This is a genomic window from Dryocola clanedunensis, assembly GCF_038405435.1.
In the GTDB taxonomy this organism is placed as follows: Bacteria; Pseudomonadota; Gammaproteobacteria; order Enterobacterales; family Enterobacteriaceae; genus Dryocola; species Dryocola clanedunensis_A.
This window is the reverse complement of record NZ_JBBYHZ010000002.1, coordinates 1-20,933: the sequence shown is the minus strand read 5'-3', so window position 1 is coordinate 20,933 and position 20,933 is coordinate 1. Positions and strand designations below refer to the sequence as shown.

20 protein-coding genes are annotated in these 20,933 nt (G+C 52.7%); 8 read left to right on the top strand and 12 right to left on the bottom strand.

Going from position 1 to position 20,933, the window contains the following annotated elements; translation table 11 throughout:
• Complete coding sequence (ygjK, locus tag AAE045_RS04145) at nucleotides 1-2,370, top strand: alpha-glucosidase (RefSeq protein WP_455546605.1); 2,370 nt, start codon at nucleotides 1-3, stop codon at nucleotides 2,368-2,370.
• 112 nt (nucleotides 2,371-2,482) lie between these two features.
• Here the strand turns inward: ygjK and AAE045_RS04140 are convergent, their stop codons facing one another.
• Nucleotides 2,483-2,734, bottom strand: coding sequence for a GlsB/YeaQ/YmgE family stress response membrane protein (locus tag AAE045_RS04140; protein ID WP_455546604.1), 252 nt, complete (start codon nucleotides 2,732-2,734; stop codon nucleotides 2,483-2,485).
• A gap of 229 nt (nucleotides 2,735-2,963) precedes the next feature.
• On the opposite strand from AAE045_RS04140, the gene ycgR reads away from it, so the two are divergent.
• Nucleotides 2,964-3,695, top strand: a complete 732-nt coding sequence (ycgR, locus tag AAE045_RS04135) for a flagellar brake protein YcgR (protein WP_455546603.1) — start codon at nucleotides 2,964-2,966, stop codon at nucleotides 3,693-3,695.
• On the opposite strand, the gene emtA is transcribed toward ycgR, so the two are convergent.
• Nucleotides 3,696-4,304 carry a membrane-bound lytic murein transglycosylase EmtA gene (gene emtA, locus AAE045_RS04130; RefSeq protein WP_455546602.1) on the bottom strand — a complete coding sequence of 203 codons (609 nt, stop codon included), beginning with the start codon at nucleotides 4,302-4,304 and terminating at the stop codon, nucleotides 3,696-3,698. It lies immediately after the preceding gene.
• Between the two features lie 117 nt (nucleotides 4,305-4,421).
• On the opposite strand from emtA, the gene ldcA reads away from it, so the two are divergent.
• Both ldcA and AAE045_RS04120 read left to right on the top strand, forming a co-directional pair.
• Complete coding sequence (gene ldcA / locus AAE045_RS04125) at nucleotides 4,422-5,333, top strand: muramoyltetrapeptide carboxypeptidase (RefSeq protein ID WP_455546601.1); 912 nt, start codon at nucleotides 4,422-4,424, stop codon at nucleotides 5,331-5,333.
• 91 nt (nucleotides 5,334-5,424) lie between these two features.
• Nucleotides 5,425-7,155, top strand: coding sequence for a potassium/proton antiporter (locus AAE045_RS04120; protein ID WP_455428290.1), 1,731 nt, complete (start codon nucleotides 5,425-5,427; stop codon nucleotides 7,153-7,155).
• 78 nt (nucleotides 7,156-7,233) lie between these two features.
• Here AAE045_RS04120 and dadX read toward each other — a convergent pair whose 3' ends face one another.
• Together dadX and AAE045_RS04110 are read right to left on the bottom strand one after the other, a co-directional pair.
• Entirely contained in the window at nucleotides 7,234-8,304 is a 1,071-nt protein-coding gene (gene dadX / locus AAE045_RS04115; protein WP_455546600.1) for a catabolic alanine racemase DadX, read from the bottom strand.
• Nucleotides 8,305-8,333: 29 nt separating this feature from the next.
• Nucleotides 8,334-9,632: a D-amino acid dehydrogenase gene (locus AAE045_RS04110; RefSeq protein ID WP_455546599.1), complete on the bottom strand. Its 1,299-nt coding sequence runs from the start codon at nucleotides 9,630-9,632 to the stop codon at nucleotides 8,334-8,336.
• A gap of 325 nt (nucleotides 9,633-9,957) precedes the next feature.
• On the opposite strand from AAE045_RS04110, the gene AAE045_RS04105 reads away from it, so the two are divergent.
• Nucleotides 9,958-11,493: a SpoVR family protein gene (locus AAE045_RS04105; protein ID WP_455546598.1), complete on the top strand. Its 1,536-nt coding sequence runs from the start codon at nucleotides 9,958-9,960 to the stop codon at nucleotides 11,491-11,493.
• A 124-nt stretch (nucleotides 11,494-11,617) separates the two neighbouring features.
• Here the strand turns inward: AAE045_RS04105 and fadR are convergent, their stop codons facing one another.
• The gene (gene fadR, locus AAE045_RS04100; protein WP_455424708.1) at nucleotides 11,618-12,337 is read right to left on the bottom strand and encodes a fatty acid metabolism regulator; all 720 of its coding nucleotides are present in this window, start codon (nucleotides 12,335-12,337) and stop codon (nucleotides 11,618-11,620) included.
• Nucleotides 12,338-12,559: 222 nt separating this feature from the next.
• Here fadR and nhaB point away from each other — a divergent pair, with 222 nt between their 5' ends.
• Together nhaB and dsbB are read left to right on the top strand one after the other, a co-directional pair.
• Nucleotides 12,560-14,125, top strand: coding sequence for a Na(+)/H(+) antiporter NhaB (gene nhaB / locus AAE045_RS04095; RefSeq protein ID WP_455546597.1), 1,566 nt, complete (start codon nucleotides 12,560-12,562; stop codon nucleotides 14,123-14,125).
• A gap of 146 nt (nucleotides 14,126-14,271) precedes the next feature.
• Nucleotides 14,272-14,802 carry a disulfide bond formation protein DsbB gene (dsbB, locus tag AAE045_RS04090; protein WP_455546596.1) on the top strand — a complete coding sequence of 177 codons (531 nt, stop codon included), beginning with the start codon at nucleotides 14,272-14,274 and terminating at the stop codon, nucleotides 14,800-14,802.
• A gap of 49 nt (nucleotides 14,803-14,851) precedes the next feature.
• Here the strand turns inward: dsbB and AAE045_RS04085 are convergent, their stop codons facing one another.
• The 5 genes from AAE045_RS04085 to AAE045_RS04065 all read right to left on the bottom strand — a co-directional run bounded on the left by AAE045_RS04085 (nucleotide 14,852) and on the right by AAE045_RS04065 (nucleotide 17,397).
• Nucleotides 14,852-15,088 (bottom strand): putative hemolysin, encoded by a 237-nt coding sequence (locus tag AAE045_RS04085; RefSeq protein ID WP_455546595.1) that lies wholly within the window; start codon nucleotides 15,086-15,088, stop codon nucleotides 14,852-14,854.
• A gap of 73 nt (nucleotides 15,089-15,161) precedes the next feature.
• A complete protein-coding gene (ymcF, locus tag AAE045_RS04080; protein ID WP_455547157.1) occupies nucleotides 15,162-15,338 on the bottom strand; it encodes a cold shock small protein YmcF in 177 nt (58 codons plus the stop codon).
• 386 nt (nucleotides 15,339-15,724) lie between these two features.
• The gene (locus tag AAE045_RS04075; protein WP_455546594.1) at nucleotides 15,725-16,471 is read right to left on the bottom strand and encodes a hypothetical protein; all 747 of its coding nucleotides are present in this window, start codon (nucleotides 16,469-16,471) and stop codon (nucleotides 15,725-15,727) included.
• Between the two features lie 64 nt (nucleotides 16,472-16,535).
• A complete protein-coding gene (locus tag AAE045_RS04070) occupies nucleotides 16,536-17,240 on the bottom strand; it encodes a P22AR C-terminal domain-containing protein (RefSeq protein WP_455547156.1) in 705 nt (234 codons plus the stop codon).
• Complete coding sequence (locus AAE045_RS04065; RefSeq protein ID WP_455546593.1) at nucleotides 17,230-17,397, bottom strand: Arc family DNA binding domain-containing protein; 168 nt, start codon at nucleotides 17,395-17,397, stop codon at nucleotides 17,230-17,232. Before AAE045_RS04065 ends, AAE045_RS04070 begins: the two co-directional genes overlap by 11 nt.
• A 125-nt stretch (nucleotides 17,398-17,522) precedes the next feature.
• On the opposite strand from AAE045_RS04065, the gene AAE045_RS04060 reads away from it, so the two are divergent.
• A complete protein-coding gene (locus AAE045_RS04060; protein WP_455546592.1) occupies nucleotides 17,523-17,978 on the top strand; it encodes an Arc family DNA-binding protein in 456 nt (151 codons plus the stop codon).
• Nucleotides 17,979-18,032: 54 nt separating this feature from the next.
• Here the strand turns inward: AAE045_RS04060 and AAE045_RS04055 are convergent, their stop codons facing one another.
• Nucleotides 18,033-19,118, bottom strand: a complete 1,086-nt coding sequence (locus tag AAE045_RS04055) for an acyltransferase family protein (RefSeq protein WP_455546591.1) — start codon at nucleotides 19,116-19,118, stop codon at nucleotides 18,033-18,035.
• Nucleotides 19,119-19,224: 106 nt separating this feature from the next.
• On the bottom strand, nucleotides 19,225-20,933 hold a 1,709-nt coding region (locus AAE045_RS04050), incomplete at its 5' end, for a tail fiber/spike domain-containing protein (RefSeq protein WP_455546590.1).

The following is a 20,933-nucleotide window of genomic DNA, read 5'->3' as shown; positions in this document are numbered from 1 at the left end:
ATGAAACCTCTCTTCCGTCTTGCCCCGCTCGCAGCCCTCATCCTGCTGGCGGGCTGTAAGACCAGCCATCACGACGCCGCGCCGTTAAAAGCGGCTGAATTCCAGAACGTCATCGACAGAACCGGCGCCCCGCAGGCGATGCAGGATTTCGATTTTGACGAGCACCAGCGGTTTAACCCGTTATTTGACGACGGTGCCTGGCACGGACATCTGCTGCCCGGCAACAGCGACGGCATGGGCGGCTTTCCCGGCCCGGCGCTGCTCACCGAAGAGTACATCAACTTTATGGCGAACAATTTTGACCGCCTGAGCGTCTATAAAAATGGACAGAAAGTCGCGTTTACCATGAAAGCCTGGAGCATACCCGGTGCGCTGAACCAGACGCTGACAGCGCCGGGTATTACGGTGAAGATGACGCTGCGATTTGTCAGCTCCCGCACCTCGCTGCTGGAAACAGAAATCACCACTGATTCGCCGCTGGAGCTGGTCTGGGACGGTGAGCTGCTGGAGAAATATCACGCGCAGGAGAAAAAGCCCGTATCCGATAAAACCATCGATCAGGCTTTCCCGGATTATCACCGTACGCTTCACGCCACGCCCGATGGCCTGACGGTAGCCTTCGGCAAAGTCCGCACTGACTCAGAGCTTATGACCTCGGGCGAATCTCAGTACCAGATCCATAAAACGCTGCCGATGAGCACCCGGATCGACGGTCATCGCTTCGTAGCGAAGGCCGATATACAAGGCTCAACGACAATCTACACAACTTATTCTCATCTGCTGACCTCCCGGGAAGCGCAAAATGAGCAGGGTAAAATCGCCGATATTCTGCGTCATCCGCAGCCGTACCTGACGGCCTCGGAGCAGCGCTGGGAAGGCTACCTGAAGAAAGGGCTGAACAACCCGCAGGCAACTCCGGTGCAGACCCGCGTGGCCGTAAAGGCCATAGAAACGCTGAACGGCAACTGGCGCAGCGCGGCGGGCGCCATGAAGTTTGATTCGGTAACTCCTTCGGTGACCGGACGCTGGTTCTCCGGCAACCAGACCTGGCCGTGGGATACATGGAAACAGGCCTACGCGATGGCGCACTTCAATCCGAACGTGGCGAAAGATAACATTCGCGCGGTATTTGCCTGGCAAATTCCACCAGACGACCCGGTTCGCCCGTGGGACGCAGGTTTCGTTCCGGACCTGCTCGCGTACAACACCAGCCCGGAACGCGGCGGCGACGGCAGCAACTGGAACGAACGTAACACCAAGCCAAGCCTCGCGGCCTGGTCGGTGATGGAAATCTACAAAACGACGGGCGACAAGGCCTGGCTTGAAGAGATGTATCCGCATCTGGTGGCCTATCACGACTGGTGGCTGCGCAACCGCGACCATAACCACAACGGCGTGCCGGAGTATGGCGCAACGCGGGATAAGGCCCACAACACGCCAGATGGCAAAATGATCTTCACCGTCAGGCGTGGTGACAAAGAGCAGAAAATGATGGGTCTGGAAAACTACAGCCGGGTTCTGCGCAGCGGACGCTATGACAGCATTGATATTCCTGCTCAGGTCGCTGCGTCCTGGGAGTCCGGGCGTGACGACGCGTCGGTATTTGGTTTTATCGACCCGGATCAGCTCCAGCGCTATATCGACAAGGGCGGCAAGCGGGAAGACTGGCAGGTGCTGTTCGCCGAAAACCGGGCCGCCGATGGTACGCTGCTGGGGTACTCGCTGCTGCAGGAATCAGTAGATCAGGCGAGCTATATGTACAGCGACAGCAGCTATCTGGCCCGCATGGCGGACCTTCTTGGCAAACAAGAAGATGCGAAGAAATTTCGCGACCATGCGAAGCATCTGGCTGACTACATCAACGCCTGTATGTTCGACGATAAAACAGGTTTCTTCTACGACATCCGCATTGCAGACAAGCCGCTGGCCAACGGCTGCGCCGGGAAACCTATAGTAGAAAGAGGCAGAGGGCCGGAGGGCTGGTCACCGCTGTTTAACGGCGCGGCAACCCAGCAGCACGCCGATGCCGTCGTGAAGGTAATGAAAGACCCGAAGGAGTTTAATACCTGGGTGCCGCTGGGTACGGCATCCCTCACCAACCCGGCCTTCGGGGCAGATATTTACTGGCGAGGCCGCGTCTGGGTAGATCAGTTCTGGTTTGGCCTGAAGGGCATGGAGCGCTACGGCTACCGGGACGACGCCGTTGAAATGGCCAACCGCTTCCTGGCCCATGCGAACGGTCTGACAGGTGACGGGCCAATCCGCGAAAACTACAACCCGCTAAATGGCGATCAGCAGGGCGCGCCGAACTTCTCGTGGAGCGCGGCCCATCTGTACATGTTGTACAACGATTTCTTTACCCGCCCTTAAACGACAGACCATATTTGTAGATCGGATAAGCGTAAGCGTCATCCGACACAGCAATCTTCGCCGAACGACAAACGGCCCCAGAAGGGGCCGTTTAGATTCAGAGCGACGCTGCTTAGCGACGAACCATCCGGTAGATGGCCAGCACGACAATCGCACCGACTACGGCGACCAGGAAGCTTGGCAGGTTAAAGCCCGTTACGTTGCCACCGATGTGGAAGAAAGTCGCTAACCATCCGCCTACCACGGCACCTATGATCCCTAAAATACAGGTCAGGATGAAGCCGCCGCCGTCTTTACCAGGCATGATAAGTTTCGCGATGATACCCGCGATCAGACCGAATATAATCCAGGCAATAATACCCATTTTCGAAAATCCTCTTCTTTGTTGTGTAGTAACGCAGTCCCAGAGCGCTGCTTAACGCATAACTCATACTCTCGGTACGCTAAGTATAATCAACCATTTGAAAAACGTGACCGACATCACTAGCTTACGTGAAATTTTTCTTAACTACTTGAGATTTATCTTAAGTTTCACGCGTATCTGCCGATATTGAGCATTACGATAATCAGCAAACGCAACAGGGACCCGGGCCTTGAGTAATTATAACGAGCAGTTTCTGAAACAGACTCCTCTCGCGGTATTAGGCGTATTACGCGATCTGCACGGCAATCAGGTTCCGATTCGTCTCTCCTGGAGCGCAGGGCAATTTATCACTAAGATTCTGGATGTCTCGCAGGGGCAGCTGGTCATGGATTTTGGCAGTCAGGCGCAGGACAACCTGGCGGTACAGAAAGCGGAAAACATACTTTTCACCGCGGAAACCCAGGGGGCGAAGGTCGAGTTTACGCTGCCAAACCTACAGCCCATGCAGTATCTTAATCTGCCAGCATTTAGCTCACCGCTGCCGCCGACGCTGTGGTTTGTGCAGCGCCGTGAATACTTCCGTATTACAGCCCCAATGCATCCCTTCTACTTCTGCCATACAAAGCTCCCGGACGGTACCCTGTTCGACTTCAGGCTGTGCGACCTGTCTCTTGGCGGTATGGGCGCGCTGGTCGAGGGACCTTTGCCAGAAGGGCTGGAGGCGGGGATGCGTTTCTCAAAGGTGGAAATCGATCTGGTCGAGTGGGGAAAATTTTACTTTGATATGCAGCTGGTGACGCTCTCTGAGCGCACGGTGGTGGACAGTAAAAATCAGACTATCAGCACTCCGCGCATGAGCTTCCGCTTTCTGAACGTCAACCCGGCGGTTGAGCGTGAACTTCAGCGGATTATCTTTTCACTGGAGCGGTCAGCCAGAGCGAAGGCCGACCGCGTCAGATAATTACATCTCGTCCAGCGCCCGCGAGACTTTATACAGGTAGCGCGGTGCCTGAGGTGACGGATGATGTTTCCCCACGTACTCCCAGAACTCCTGCGGGCTTAAATCATTGATCTCATCGATGGCCTTGCTGCGGCTGGAGGAAAACGTCCTGAGCAGCGCCCCCGCCCCGTTCGCGTAGGAAACCAGCAGCGCGTACTGCATGGTCTGCGGATCTTCAATGCCCGCAAGCGGGCCGTGTTCCAGAATGTTGAGATAGGCCGTGCCGATATTGATATTGCGGGCCGGATCCTTCAGCTCGCTGGTTGACGGCTGCCCGCTCCAGCCCATATGGCGATACACTTCCGCACCCGCCGTTGAGGCTTTAATCTGCATCAGCCCCACCGCATTAGATTTGCTGACCAGCGTCGGGTTACCGCCGGTTTCCACCGCAATGATAGCCGTGATGACGCGCGGGCTAACTCCCCACTCCTGCGCGGCCTGCTCGGTGATGGGCATCCAGGTCAGAGCGCCCTGAACAGGTTTAGCCGGGTCCCACTCAGCTTGTTTGGTGGTGTGGCTGGAACAGCCAGCAAGGAACAGGACCAAAACAATCAGCCATCTCATATTCACGCGTTCTATCCTTATAGATACTTTGCTCTTTATTACGGCGCGTCAGCGCCGCCGGACGAGTGACAACCGCCCGCGATAGCGGCATCATAACCAATTCACTTTACGCAAGGAAATGCCATGTCTCTGATAAGTTTGATTGCCCCCTCGGGCTACTGTGTAAACCAGGCAGCGGCGGCGCGCGGAATTGAGCGTCTGCAGCAGGCCGGACACCAGGTAGCCAACCAGCAGGCAGTCACCCGGCGTTTTCAGCGTTTTGCCGGCACGGACCAGCAGCGGGCGGCAGAGATTAACCAGCTCGCAGCCCTGTCGCCTGAATGCGATATCGTGCTGGCGGTACGGGGCGGCTACGGCGCAACACGCCTGCTTGAGAGTATTGATTTCCCTCGCCTCGGCCGTGCTTTTCGCGAGCGCACCCCGGTCATCTGCGGTCACAGCGATTTCACCGCTTTCCAGCTCGCCCTGCTGGCCCAGTGCGGAACAATCACCTTTAGCGGGCCAATGCTGGCGGGCAATTTTGGCGCAGAGGAGCTGGATGACTATACGTGGCAGCACTTCTGGAAGGCCATTACCCAGCCAGAATATAACGTGAGCTGGGAAAATAACGCCGCTGCCTGTGCTGCCAGCGGCACAATCTGGGGGGGGAATCTTGCCATGCTGGCGTCGCTGGTTGGCTCGCCTTGGCTACCCAATATTGACGGCGGCATTCTGGTGGTCGAGGACATCAATGAACATCCGTTCCGCGTCGAACGTATGCTGCTGCAGCTTCATCACGCGGGCATTCTGAAACGACAAAAGGCGCTGGTGCTGGGGAGTTTTAATGGCGCCACGGTGAGCGACTACGATGCGGGCTATGATTTTAACGAGATGTGCAGGCTGCTCTCATCGCGTCTTGAGATCCCAATTCTGCCAGGTTTACCCTTCGGCCACGAACCGCAGACCGTGACGCTGCCGCTGGGTGCTTTTGGCGAACTGCAGCACGACGGCCAGCAAAGCGTGCTGACAATCAGCGGTCATCAGGTTATCGCGTAAAAAAGACGGTATTTCGGGCCGTTAGCAGGCCCAATCCGTGATAACATTTAGACATAACCACAGCGGCTCTTATATAAGGAGAATGATAATTTTGGACGCGGGTGCGATAATTAGTCTGTTTATTTTAGGTTCCGTACTGGTAACTTGTAGCATCTTATTAAGTTCATTTTCTTCCCGTCTTGGTATCCCCATTCTGGTTATCTTCCTCGCTATCGGCATGCTGGCCGGGGTAGATGGCATCGGGGGAATTCCGTTCGATAATTATCCTTTTGCTTATTTAATCAGTAACCTTGCGCTGGCCGTGATCCTGCTCGATGGCGGCATGCGCACCCAGGCCAGCTCGTTCCGGGTTGCGCTGGGCCCCGCCCTTTCACTGGCCACCGTTGGCGTACTTGTCACCTCGGGATTAACGGGGCTGGCCGCAGCGTGGCTGTTTAATCTGGATTTAATTCAGGGCCTGCTGATTGGCGCTATCGTTGGCTCCACGGATGCCGCAGCGGTGTTCTCACTGCTCGGCGGCAAGGGCCTGAACGAACGCGTGGGCGCAACGCTTGAGATTGAGTCCGGCAGCAACGACCCGATGGCGGTGTTCCTGACCATCACGCTGATTGAGATGATCCAGCAGGGGCAAACCGGCCTGAGCTGGATGTTCCTCGTGCATATCATTCAGCAGTTCGGCCTGGGCATCCTGTTCGGCCTCGGCGGCGGCTACCTGCTGCTGCAGATGATTAACCGCATCACGCTGCCGCAGGGGCTGTATCCGCTGCTGGCGCTGAGCGGCGGCATTATGGTCTTTGCTATCACTACCGCAATGGAGGGCAGCGGTATTCTTGCCGTCTATCTGTGCGGTTTTTTACTGGGCAACAAGCCTATCCGCAGCCGCTTCGGCATTCTGCAAACCTTTGATGGCCTGGCGTGGCTGGCGCAAATCGGCATGTTCCTGGTGCTCGGCCTGCTGGTGAATCCGAAGGATTTACTGGCGATAGCCATTCCGGCGCTGGCGCTGTCGGCGTGGATGATCTTCTTTGCCCGCCCGCTGTCGGTGCTGATTGGCCTGATCCCTTTCCGGGGCTTTAACGGACGCGAGCGCATTTTCATCAGCTGGGTTGGCCTGCGCGGCGCGGTGCCGATTATTCTTGCGGTCTTCCCGATGATGGCCGGGCTGGACAACGCGCGGCTGTTCTTTAACGTCGCCTTCTTTGTGGTGCTGGTTTCGCTGCTGCTGCAGGGCTCATCGCTGAGCTGGGCGGCTAAAAAAGCGAAAGTCGTGGTGCCGCCGGTGGGCTGGCCGGTCTCCCGCGTCGGGCTGGATATCCATCCCGAAAACCCGTGGGAGCAGTTTGTCTATCAGCTAAGTGAAGATAAATGGTGCGTGGGCGCAGCGCTTCGCGATCTGCATATGCCGACGGAAACCCGCATTGCCGCCCTGTTCCGCGATAACGCGCTGCTGCACCCGACGGGCAGTACCCGCCTGCGTGAGGGCGACGTGCTCTGTGTCATCGGTCGCGAGCGGGATTTACCCGCACTCGGTAAACTGTTCAGCCAGTCACCCCCCGTTGCCCTCGATCAGCGTTTCTTCGGCGACTTTATTCTGGAAGCCAGCGCGCAGTTCTCAGACGTGGCGACCATCTATGGCCTGGATCTGGATGATGAGGTCAATAAGCAGCAGACGCTGGGTGAGTTCGTGCTCGGCATGCTGGGCGGCGCGCCGGTGGTAGGTGACCAGGTGGAGTACGCCGGGATGATCTGGACGGTGGCAGAGAAAGAGAATAATCAGGTGCGCAAGATTGGCGTTCGCGTCGCCGAGGAAGAGGCAGAATAATTATTGAGCGGATTGGGTGGATGACGACAGGTGGATGACGCTGTCGCTTATCCACCCTACGTAACTTAACCTTTCGCGTTAAACCGTCACTACCGGCACGCGCGGTGCCAGCGCGCACATCAGCTCATAGCCTACCGTTCCCGCCGCCGAGGCAACATCATCAATCTTCACTTCGTTACCCCACAGCTCGACCGGACTGCCAATCCCCGCATGCGGACACGGCGTAAGATCCACCGCAATCATATCCATCGAAATAGCCCCGACGGTGGAAGTCATCACGCCATCGACGTGAACCGGCGTACCGGTTGGCGCGTGGCGAGGATAGCCATCCGCATAGCCACAGGCCACTATTCCGATACGCTGTTCACCGGCGGCACGATAGCGGCTGCCGTAGCCCACAGCGTCTCCTGCTTTCAGATTCTGGATGCCTATAATTTCGCTGCGCAAGGTCATGACCGGACGCAGGCCGCTGTTGGCGATATCGCACCACTGGCCGCTCGGCGAAGCGCCGTAAAGAATAATGCCGGGACGAACCCAGTCGAAATGGGCCTCCGGGTGCCACATCGTGGCCGCCGAGTTTGACAGGGAGCGGGCGCAGTCCAGCCCCTCCGCCGCCTGCTCAATGCGCGCCAGCGGCTCAACGATACCCTCCGGCTGTTCGGCATCGGCGAAATGCGCCATCAGCGTCAGTTGCCCGACGTTGGGAATGGCGCGCAGCTGCTGCCAGATGGAATGCACCCGCTCCGGGGTAAAACCGAGGCGGTTCATGCCGCTGTTAACCTTAAGATAAATATCCAGCGGCGCGTTAAGACGGGCGTTCGCCAGCGCCTTGACCTGCCAGTTGCTGTGCAGGCTCGTGGTGAGGCGATACTTATCAAATAGCTCAAGATCCCCGGCGTGGAAGAAGCCTTCCAGCATCAGAATCGGCCCTTTCCAGCCGCGCTCACGCAGCAGAATGGCCTCTTCAACATTGAGCAGGGCGAAACCGTCGGTGCCGCCCAGCGCCGACCAGACGCGATCGATACCGTGGCCGTACGCATTTGCTTTCACGACTGACCACACCCGGGAATTCGGGGCCGCCTGACGGGCTATCTGTAGATTATTGCGCAGCGCGCTCAGGTCGAGCGTCGCCGTAACAGGACGGGACATGACCGCTCCTTGTTTTCGTTATTGGTCTGTCAATTATGGGCGCTGTGCAGCCGCTGAGAGCCTGAAGGTGTAAATCCCGGTAAATAGCGGGCCACCGCCAGGTCGTCGAACGGGATCGCCGGGGTTCTGCCGGAAATTAAATCGCTGAGCATCTGCCCGGACCCGCAGGCCATCGTCCAGCCAAGCGTGCCGTGGCCGGTGTTCAGCCAGAGGTTTTTAAACGGCGTCCTGCCGACGATTGGCGTGCCGTCCGGCGTCATTGGGCGCAGACCCGTCCAGAAGGTGGCCTGGTCGACGTGACCGCCGCGCGGATAGAGATCGCGCACCACCATCTCCAGCGTTTCGCGGCGCGGCTGAAGCAGATCGGTATTGTAACCAACGATTTCCGCCATGCCGCCGACACGGATACGGTTGTCAAAGCGGGTGATGGCGATTTTGTAGGTTTCATCGAGGATGGTAGAAACCGGCGCGCCCTGCTCGTCGGCGATCGGAATTGTCAGCGAGTAGCCTTTGAGCGGATAGACCGGAATATCGACGATATTTTTCAGTAAACCAGTCGAGTAAGAACCAAAGGCGACCACGTAGGTGTCGGCTTTAATCACCTCTTTGCCGCACTGCACGCCATATATGCTGTGGCCTTCATAAAGCAGCCGATCGACGGACGTGTTGAAGCGAAATTCTACGCCAGCCTCCGCCGCCATGCGGGCCAGATTCTGGGTGAAAAGCTGGCAGTCGCCGGTTTCATCATTCGGCAGACGCAGGCCGCCGGTCAGCTTATGCGCGACGTCCGCCAGCGCAGGCTCAACGCGGTTTAGCTGGCTCGCCTCCAGAAGCTCATAGGGCACGCCCGCGTCCTGCAGGACGGCAATGTCTTTAGCCGCATTTTCATATTGCTGGGCGGTACGGAAGAGCTGAAGCGTGCCGCCCTGCCGTCCCTCATACTGGATACCCGTGCTATGGCGCAGTTCTTTCAGGCAGTCGCGGCTATATTCCGCCAGGCGCACCATGCGCCCTTTGTTCTCCTGATAGTGCCGCATGTCGCAGTTGCGCAGCATCTGCATCATCCATTTGAGCTGGAACTGCGTGCCGTCGAGGCTTATTGCCAGCGGCGCATGGCGCTGGAACATCCACTTAATCGCCTTCAGCGGCACGCCCGGTGCAGCCCACGGGGCCGCGTAGCCCGGCGAGATTTGCCCGGCGTTGGCGGCGCTGGTTTCAAGCGCAGGCCCGGCTTCCCGGTCAATCACCGTCACCTCGTGACCCGCCTGGCGCAAATACCAGGCGCTCGCGACACCGACCACGCCACTTCCCAGCACGACAACACGCATAACGCTTCCTCGCTCCGTTAAAAGAATAATCTTCTGATTACAAATTGATAACCCAGATGAAAATATTATTCAACATACGGCTTTATTATGGTGAAGCCTCTCACATCCTGGCCTATATCCGCTGGGGTGACGCAATTAGGATCTCCTGCGACATAAAATATTATCGACAGAATAAAACTCTAGTCAGCACGCAAAATCCGGGTCATTGAAATCCGTAAATCGCGCAGAAAAAAGTTTGCCGGCGGGCGCTAAGTTTGCGGAGTGTTCTATCCTTTGAGGTGAGGCTTTCCAATCAGAGAGGGCCGACAACAATGAGGGCGCGCTGATGGCTACTGTTGACCTTTCCGCCACAAAGGATTCCAAACGACTGAGTGATGGACCCGACTGGACGTTCGAGCTGCTGGATGTTTACCTCGCCGAGATCGATCGTGTCGCAAAGCTATACCGCTTAGACACTTATCCGCATCAGATTGAGGTCATCACCTCCGAACAGATGATGGACGCCTACTCGAGCGTCGGGATGCCGATAAACTATCCGCACTGGTCGTTCGGCAAAAAATTCATCGAAACCGAGCGGCTGTACAAGCACGGACAGCAGGGGCTGGCCTACGAGATTGTGATTAACTCCAATCCCTGCATCGCCTATCTGATGGAGGAAAACACCATCACCATGCAGGCGCTGGTTATCGCTCATGCCTGCTACGGCCATAACTCCTTCTTTAAAAATAACTATCTGTTCCGCAGCTGGACGGACGCCAGCTCAATCATCGATTACCTGATCTTCGCCCGCAAATACATCAGCGAGTGCGAGGAGCGTTATGGCGTGGACGAAGTGGAGCGACTGCTTGACTCGTGCCATGCGCTGATGAACTACGGCGTTGACCGCTATAAACGCCCGCAGAAGATTTCGCTGCAGGAAGAGAAAGCGCGGCAGAAAAGCCGCGAAGAGTATCTGCAAAGCCAGGTAAATACCCTCTGGCGTACCCTGCCTCGCCGCGAAGAAGAGAAAACGGTAGCCGAAGCGCGTCGTTACCCTTCGGAGCCGCAGGAAAACCTGCTCTATTTCATGGAGAAGAACGCGCCGCTGCTGGAGCCGTGGCAGCGTGAAATCCTGCGCATCGTGCGTAAGGTGAGCCAGTATTTTTATCCGCAGAAGCAGACCCAGGTGATGAACGAAGGCTGGGCGACCTTCTGGCACTACACCATCCTTAACCATCTGTACGATGAAGGAAAAGTGACGGAGCGTTTCATGCTGGAGTTCTTGCACAGTCACACCAACGTGGTGTTCCAGCCGCCTTATAACAGCCCGTGGTACAACGGCATCAACCCTTACGCATTAGGCTTTGCGATGTTCCAGGACATCAAGCGTATTTGTCAGAATCCAACCGAGGAAGACAAGTACTGGTTCCCGGATATCGCCGGGAAAGACTGGCTGGATACGCTGCACTTCGCGATGCGCGACTTCAAGGACGAGAGCTTTATCAGTCAGTTCCTGTCGCCGAAGCTGATGCGTGACTTCCGTCTGTTTACCGTGCTCGATGACGACCACAATAATTACCTGGAAATTTCGGCTATTCATAACGAGGAAGGCTACCGTGAAATTCGCGCCCAGCTTTCCGCCCAGTACAACCTGAGCAACCTGGAGCCGAACATACAGGTATGGAACGTGGATTTACGCGGCGACCGTTCGCTGACGCTACGCTATATCCCGCAGAACCGCGCGCCGCTGGACAAAGGTCGTCGTGAGGTGCTCAAGCATGTGCACCGCCTGTGGGGCTTTGACGTGACGCTGGAGCAGCAGAACGAGGACGGCAGCGTTGAGCTGCTGGATCGGTGTCCGCCGAGGATAAACAGCTTATAAAGCGCTGGCCGAACTTGCGCTTATCCAACCTGTGCAGGTCTGTTATGTGATGCAAAAGCGTTAACATTATGCACCGATCAAAAAAGGCTTCCGGATGGAAGCCTTTGTTTTTACAGCGGCGCTATCAGCGGCTGTGCATCGCCAGATCGCCCGGCAGGTTCTTCTGCATGCGGTGCCAGATTTCCCCACTTTCGCGGCCGTAGGTACGAACGGTATCAAATACCTGATCGTGCAGCCCTTCGTCGCAGATTTTCGCCAGGCGATGGTAGAAGCCTAACGCCAGGCTACGCGCTTCAGGATTGGAGAAGTAGTGGCGCCCGATGCGGGTGTACAGCCCTTTCATGCCGTTGAGGATCAGCCCGTAGATTGGGTTGCCGGAGGCAAACGCCAGGCCACGGAAAATGCTGTAGTCCAGATCGGCGAAGGCATCCGCGTGGTCTTCAACGCGGTCAGCCGTGGCCAGCACCTCCTGCGCTTTTTCCGGATGCTGACGCATTGCGGTACGGATAAAGATTGTCGCAATGTTGGTGCGGACGGAAAGCAGATTATCAATCAGCTGCGGCACGCTATCGTGATCCAGGCGCGCCAGGGTTTCCAGGATGTTCAGGCCGGATGTTTCCCAGAAGTTGTTCACTTTGGTCGGCTTACCATGCTGAATGGTTAACCAGCCGTCCCGCGCGAGACGCTGCAGCACTTCTCGCAGCGTGGTACGGGTAACGCCAATAAGCTCAGAAAGTTCACGTTCAGCGGGTAAAATGGAGCCCGGAGCGAAACGGTTATTCCAGATACTTTCTATAATGTATTCTTCCGCGAAACCCGCAGGGCTCTGCGCCTTAATGACCATAGTACGATTTCCATTACACAGGTTTGGCAAATTGGACTCATCATACCAGATGCGGCGGGCGCCAGATAGATTTGCGCGGCGCCATTTACGGGATCAAGGTTTAATTTCTTACAGAAGAGTTAAGCAGCAAATCTTCCCCCGTCTTGCCAGCCAGGCCAGGCACGAGTACCCTCAGAAGGTTAATAACCGACAGAATAATCACAGGAGAAAGATTTTATCACAATGGAAATGTCCACAGGTCGCGCGCTATATCGTAATTTTCTGGGCCAGTCACCTGACTGGTACAAACTGGCTATTATTGGGTTTCTGATCGTTAACCCGCTGGTTTTTCTGTTTGTCAGCCCCTTTGTCGCGGGCTGGCTGCTGGTTGCCGAATTTATTTTTACTCTGGCCATGGCGCTGAAATGCTATCCGCTGCTGCCCGGCGGCCTGCTGGCCATCGAGGCCGTGCTGATTGGGATGACCAGCGCGGAGAACGTTCGCCACGAGCTGGCAAACAATCTTGAAGTCCTGCTGCTGCTGATGTTCATGGTCGCGGGCATCTACTTTATGAAGCAGCTCCTGCTGCTGGTCTTCACCAAGCTGCTGCTGGGTATCCGCTCGAAAATGCTGCTGTCGCTGGCATTTTGCGTCGCTGCGGCGTTTCTGTCCGCCTTCCTGGACGCGCTGACGGTCGTCGCCGTGGTCATTAGCGTGGCGGTAGGTTTTTACGGGATTTACCACAGGGTGGCCTCTGAAGGCGGCGACGACGGCGATATTCTCGACGACAGCCAGATGGAAAACGATAGTCGTTCCATCCTCGAACAGTTCCGTGCCTTTCTGCGCAGCCTGATGATGCATGCGGGCGTCGGCACCGCGTTAGGCGGCGTGATGACCATGGTGGGCGAGCCGCAAAACCTGATCATCGCGAAAAATGCAGGCTGGCATTTTGGCGAATTCCTGCTGCGCATGGCACCGGTCAGCGTTCCGGTGCTGATTTGTGGTCTGCTAACCTGCCTGCTGCTCGAATACACTAAAATTCTGGGCTATGGCGCACCGCTGCCGGAAAAAGTGCGCACCATCCTGAAGGATTACGACACAAAAAGCGCCCAGAAGCGCAGCAAGCAGGACACGGTAAAGCTGGTTGTCCAGGCGCTGATTGGCGTATGGCTGGTGATTGCGCTGGCAATGCATCTGGCAGAGGTCGGCCTGATTGGCCTGTCGGTAATTATTTTCGCCACGGCGCTGTGCGGCGTAACGGATGAACATGCCATCGGCAAAGCGTTTACCGAAGCCCTGCCCTTTACCGCGCTGCTGACCGTCTTCTTCGCGGTGGTGGCGGTGATTATCGATCAGCATCTCTTCGCCCCCGTGATTCACTTCGTGCTGCAGGCCGAACCTCACGCTCAGCTGTCGCTGTTCTACCTGTTCAACGGCGTGCTGTCGTCCATTTCCGATAACGTCTTCGTGGGCACGGTGTACATCAACGAAACGAGAAGCGCCCTGCAGAGCGGCATCATCGACCTTAAGCAGTTTGAGCTGCTGGCGGTGGCGATCAATACCGGGACTAACCTGCCCTCCGTTGCAACACCGAACGGCCAGGCCGCGTTCCTGTTCCTTCTGACCTCCGCGCTGGCACCGTTAATCAGACTTTCGTATGGCCGTATGGTGCTGATGGCGCTGCCGTACACCATCGTGCTGACGCTGGTGGGCCTGCTGTGCGTTGAATTTACTTTGCAGCCGGCCACCGAGTGGATGCTGCATGCCGGCTGGATCACCCCTTCCACGCCTGGCGAGCTGGCTCACTGAATGCAGATAACGGGCAGTTCGCTGCCCGGTTCTGCTCATCTGGCTGATTAATATCCGAATTGGCAGTTATTTTTGTCGCTTCTACTGGCGCAAAAATCGAATTGGTTTACACTGCCGATTCACCGCAAGTTGCAGGGAAACAGATTATGTTGCGATATTTAAACCAATGCTCCCGTGGGCGCGGCGCCTGGCTGTTGCTGGCCTTTACCGCTTTTGCTCTGGAAATGGTGGCGTTGTGGTTCCAGCACGTGATGATGCTGAAGCCGTGTGTAATGTGTATTTATGAACGCTGTGCCCTGTTTGGGATTATGGGCGCGGGAATTGTGGGCGCCATTGCGCCGAAGTCGCCTTTACGCTATGGCGCACTTGCTATCTGGCTGTACAGCGCAGGTAAAGGCGTTCAGCTGACCTGGGAACATACGATGCTCCAGCTGCATCCTTCCCCTTTCGTCACCTGTGATTTTGCTGCCCGCTTCCCGTCGTGGCTGCCGCTGGATAAATGGCTGCCGCAGGTGTTCGTTGCCACCGGTGACTGCTCGGTCCGCCAGTGGGAGTTTCTCTCCCTGGATATGGTGCAGTGGCTGCTGGGGATCTTCTCCGTCTTCCTGATTATCGCCGTGCTGGTGCTGATTGCTCAGCCTTTAAAACCAAAGCGTCGCGATCTGTTTGGCCGTTAAAAGCTAAATGACAGGCATAAAAAAACCCGCTTCGGCGGGTTTTTTATTATCAATGGTCGCGGCGGTAAAGCGTCCATTCGTCGATTCGTTCACCACTCGGCAGTAAACAATCCGCCCGGTCGCCCAAATCTGTTTTCACTCGCATCAGCTTGCCGCCCTGGTCGTTGCAGTAAACCGCAGCCGGGTTCGGCGTACCGATAGCCTTTGGCGGGTTTGGTGCGTAGGGTTCAGGCGACGAGCAGCCGCTGAGAATCAGCGCTCCGAGCAGTAATGTTAATTTTTTCATCATCCCTCCGTTAAGGAGGCCGATGTTAACAGTGCAGGCAGGGAAAAAGCAAAACCAGCGGGATGTCGGGGGCTTAGCGAGCAGCTACGTTATGTTGATGAATCGCACTCATCGGACGATGAAGAAGATGCATCCCTGCTTTACAGAAGATACAAACAGCGCCATGGGGATTTGTTTCTCGGACATCGTAAGGGGAGGTGCGATACTGTGAACCGCCACATGACGGACACTTGAATGTTAAATACTGGATATAAACCTACTTTTATTTGTTATTGAAAGAACACCGTATCACAAATAAATCGTTTTGTACTATTTATTTTGGTGTTCTTTTCTGACCCTGACGGCTTAGTCTGCCCACTCGGGTTTGTTCAGGATAGGGTCCCGTTAAAAGTGGCTTTGCGATGAAGTGATATGGAAGTAGTCATATAGCAATGCATTAGCGCAAGACGAATCGACGCCTTAAGTGGTTTTGAGTTGTTTTGCGCTAATTTTTTGCCCCTTATATGCCCCATTGCCCCACTCACATCACCGGCACATCGTCGAACTCACCACTCCGGGCATCATTCAGTATCCAGATATGATAAAGCCCTCCGAAGAAGGCTGTGTAGTCGTGGGTGGGGTTAATTTAGTTTCAGGCTACTTTCGCGCCTGGACAAGATGGCGAAGAGCCTCTATACCGTTGGCATTGTAGCGGAACGCCTCAACCTGCTTATCAGAGTGTTTCGACTTATCCAGGAAGAACTTACCGTACTGTTCAGTCTTGAGATTGTGCTTATTTGCAAGGCGGCCAATCATGTTAGCCGTGCTGTTAAGCTTTTCTGCAACCTCCCCTGCCTGATAGTAATGCTCTTCAATCTGCGGCAGCGGGACAACTTCCTGACCGAGCAATGGGTTAACCAGCGTGGCTACAATCACCTGGTTAGCGGCATCACCAAGTCGTGGAAACATCGACATGAGCTCGCGAGCGGAGGCGATATTCTTTTCCAACGCCTGAGCGTTAAGCTGTGCTGCTTTCGCACGGCGATACTCAGGGAGGCCGGAGTTGCTTTGGGTTGGCTGTTGGATAACCTGCATATCTTCCAGCTTATCGACCAAAGAGCGGCGAACGGCTTTAGACTCACGAGCGGCTACACGAAGAGCCTGTTTGATTGTCATATTAATGACTTCAATAGGACGGCCGCCGTTAGTGCCAGATGGTTTTACACTTTTAGTGTAAAACTCCCCCTCAAGTTCATCGACTATCTTTTCAACGAACTTATTGTTTCTCACCGCTGGCTCGCCACACTGCTTACGCGCAGCATTTACCATCTCCAGAAGGTATTGGGAGTCGATGGTTTTCTCAGTGACAGATCCGGCCTGATTTGCTACATTCAGTAAAGTCATTTGATTTCCTATTTCAATATTGACGTAAGCCGCCAGCTCCACACTGGCGGTTTTTCTTTGAAAATCATTGAAGCATTTCTTTTCTTAGATGTGGCAACACTCTGCTCCAGTTATCATCTCTCCATGGTTGATGTTCAATGTGGGATGTTTCCCTCTTCAGAATCTCCCTCCCTTTATTTAGAACCCTGGCGTATTCGTGACCTATTGAATAATACTGACCAGCCAATCTATGCTCTGCCACTCTAAGTAGAGGGTAAACCTCCCGGCAGGCTGTAATCATTACCGCTCCCGCTCTCCACAACCATGCAAGTTCGCAAAGCTCATCATCCGTAAACTGCTTGGCTATCGGCGAATGAGCAACTTCGCGATCTAGAATGTCCAGCACCCAGCGACGGAACTCTTTGGCTACGTCAGTCCGCGCGAACATCCCAATCAGGTGGGAGCCTCTAAGAGAAAAAACTCGTGCCTCTTGTATCCCGCCAGGGGTGGTCACTTTGACCACCCCTGTCATCTGTTGGGTAAACTCATCAGAACGACGATTGTAAATACGGTGTATTGCCTTGTCGTCAGCATAACCTAGCGCCCTGCCGACGTCTGCTGCGAGCAACCATGTTTGTCCTGCCATTTCCATGTGAGAGAAACTAGTCTTCTGGAACTGAAGTTTGTTATTCGCTATACTTTTCATGTCGATATTTCCTAAGCGGGATTTGTTCGATAAGGGGCCCAGAGTGTTAGCGCACTTCTGGGCTTCGTCGTTTTTAAGCTTCAGCACTTCTCTTCTCCGTCAGGCCGTACGCCTTTCTCAGCTGGTAAATCAACTCTGTATTAAAAGCGCGGCACTGCTTCTCTCCGTTACTTTCTATGGCGATGCGAATGTCGTCCGGGAATCGAACCTTTCGCTGATACATGTCTTTAGCTTTTTCCACTTCACTCTCCACTTGTTGCCCCACCGTGAGGCACACTCAAAGTGTCACACCGTGCGTCATTGATGTCAACCCCACCGTGGGGCATACTTTACATATTGTGAATTTTCGCAGATTTAGAAATCAAAATGAGCAGAGAAGACCCACAGTTAAGAATCAGGCTTCCAATTGAATTAAAAGAGAAAATAGAGGAAGTTTCTAAGTCTAATGCCCGGTCGATGAATGCTGAGATCGTCCAAAGACTTGAGGCGAGTTTTTTAGGCGAGATAGCTGAGGATGAGGTTCTTTCGGCTGAAACCGTTCTTCAAATTGCAAGTAACGCTAAGGTTGAAATATCAAACGTTATTTTCAAAAAAACATTTTCCGAAATTAACAAAAAGGCAAGGATGGGTCACAAGAGCTTTTGCATTGACCTAAGCGAACTGGAGCTTGAGGCCCTCAGTGAAGATGATTTTTACGCCGTTCTCGACAGCACATTCTCACGCCTCAAGGAGCTTGGATATGTGGTCCCGGAAAAATCTTTGGATAATACTGGATTTTTGGTAGATATACCCGAACCGACAGCCAACAAAAAGCCCACCTAGTGGGCTTCATAAACTGCGGAGGCACGCAACCCATCCGGAAAGGATTTCTTTGTTTTATTTATTAACCTTATATCTCATGGACACCCATTTATTCCTTATTATTTTATTGACTGGCAATTCAAAATATTTAAATATTATAATAGATGATACCAGAGAGCATAATAAAGCCAGTGATATATATAAAGCTAGTTCTGAAAAGTCATTTGGTGAAGGGAGCATGATTTCATAAAATTTATTCACTATAATAAAATGAATCATGTAAAAAGAAAAAGACGATTCACCTAATAGTATTAAGTATTTGTTTGATAACCACTTTGATACAATTCCATTATTAAATGAAAAAGCCACTACCAACATCAACATGCAAGGTATAAATACAATATCATACTTTAAATTCATGTTCTGTATATAATTTGTAGCAACAAATGCAGTGATAAAGAATGACATTATCGCCATCACTTCCAGTATGCTGGACGCCCTCTTGCCTGGTGTGTATTCAGTTGATAAATACATCCTGCAAAACACAATCCCAATGATAAAGTCAGATACTCGGAAAAATGGATTTATATAAAAAAGCCAATGTGATGAAATTGATGCTGGAGGAATAACTAGCGTGTAAAAGTTCAAACCAATTGCCATCAAAAGAATAATTAAAAGTTTTGACGTTCTCAGTCTAACCAGCAGACAAAATGCAAAATAGAAAAACAGCTCACACGATATGCTCCAACTTACTGGATTATATGCAAAATAGTAATCTTGAAATGGAATGAACGACTGAATCAGTAAAACGTTAGAGATTAAAGCTGGAATCTTTCCCCAGACAAGATCACTAGTAGATGTAAATGCAAAAATAAAAATAACCAACGAAAGAACATGAACAGGGAAAAGCCTGGATATCCTGAATGCAAGAAAGTCTTTATAATCAAACTTCCCTGACAATTTATGTTTGCAGAAACTGTAATTTATTATAAACCCAGAGAGGATATAAAAAAAAGTAACACCCGTGTATCCATTGAAAAAGTATCCGCCAAGAGTTTTTACCACTGGCACGCTCGAATTATTCAACACTCCAAGATGGTGTAAAAAAACGCCAAGTGCTGCAAAAAACCTAAGTGATGTCAGGCTGTCTATTAAAGCCAACTTCCTTTTCATTTTCAATACTCTGATTTATAAAATAACCTTATTATAAATTCATATATAATCAAAGTCAATGTAATGACAACACATTGACTTTGATCGACCATGATTACATTTTCGTGTATTTGGCCCCACCACCAGTTGTCGGCACGTCAATAACCGACCCTATATCGAAAAGGTAAGTATTAGCCCCCGACACAAACCCTGCAACCTGATTTGCCAATGAAACATCTTTCTTAAGATTGCAATTTAGAAAACTTACTGAAAGATTCATTGCTGTATTTTCACTTTGGATTCTATATATTGGAGTCCCAGATGCTTTTGGATTGCTTGGTATGATTTGACCTTGGTAAGCATTAACAACCATAGTTGCATCAAATGCGGCAATATTTTTCATAACGATTGATAACCGCTCACCTGATACGTCTTCTGACCCACAACTATTCATGGTTATTCCATGTGGATTTATAAAACTATAAGCCGATGCGTTTGTCTCGCTTGTCCCAATCATTGGTTTTATACTATCTGCTGAGCAGCTATTCATTGTTGTATATTGCATTGCGTCAATCTTAAAACCAATCTGATAGTTTGCTATCCCAACATTATTCAAGATATTGCTCGTGCCTGATAAAATAAACGTCCCTGATGCCTCTCGACTTACATGGAAGCCGGCAAACTGAATTTCAGACATACCAAGTATTTGCATATTTTCAAAGGTATTGGACCAACTGCTTACGCTCCAATAACCATAATATCCATATTCAACAGATATATCGATAAACCTAGATGTATTTACTCTTGGTGCCCAAATGCCATACATGGGGCAGTCAGACCTGGCTGTGACCCCGGACTTAGTTAATGTAAGCCCTTGTAATTTCGCCCAAGAGCAATCAGAAGCGCCAGTATCATCGTTTGGATCATACGAATCTCCAAGTACAACACATAAAGCATCTGGGCTTACCCCTGAAGCCACAGGGAATCCATCGTGAGTAGTTTTAATGAAAACGGTTTGCTTTCGACCAGAGCCTATAAAACCCGAAGCTTTGTAAACAGGCAATGCCCCTGCGGACAAAATATTTCCAGGAGGCAACTGAATAGTACATTTTTTATCCCTACCATAATTAGCTGCGATGTTTAGTGCTTCGTTGTTATCACTTATACCATCTGGCTTTAATCCAAAGTAAAGTGCACTAACCATGCCATCAAACATTCTCTTCCATGCCAGCGCCCCAGTTGTTGGGACAATCGTCACCCCACCATCATCAACCAGAGCCCCTTTGTCTACAGCCTGAAAGTTACCTCCTCCATAGTGAATGTCTGAATAGCTGGTACTTGCAGCTGACACAGCATAAACAACATCACCAATAGCTTTTGGTGGGAAAGCTCGAAGCTCTGCCAGGTTCAGGAAGCGACCTACTTTATTGAAGCCATCTTTATCTCTGCCGGTATATAAATCATCCAGTGCTGACTCGACCGTTTCGTCTTCATACCCAACGAGACTAGCTTTACCGCCATTGGCCAGGTCGCTCCGAAGTGCTGCATCCCCAACATTAAGCCACTTACCAGGGCCAACTCCCCCGCTTGTTTCAGGCGTAGAATTCGCAGGCACAACTTTTGGACCGGCAGCAAATGATCCTGTCCATTTGTAATATGAGTTATCACCAGGGTTAAACAACACTTCATTTGGCTTGGAAATGGTCGCTCCTGTGTCGAAGTCAACGTCGTTTAAAGTGATATAACTGAATGAGTTCATTACCTGCTGAGCAAGATAGTTAATACCTTCTATCGTATAATGCTTATTCCCAAATCGGTCTGTAT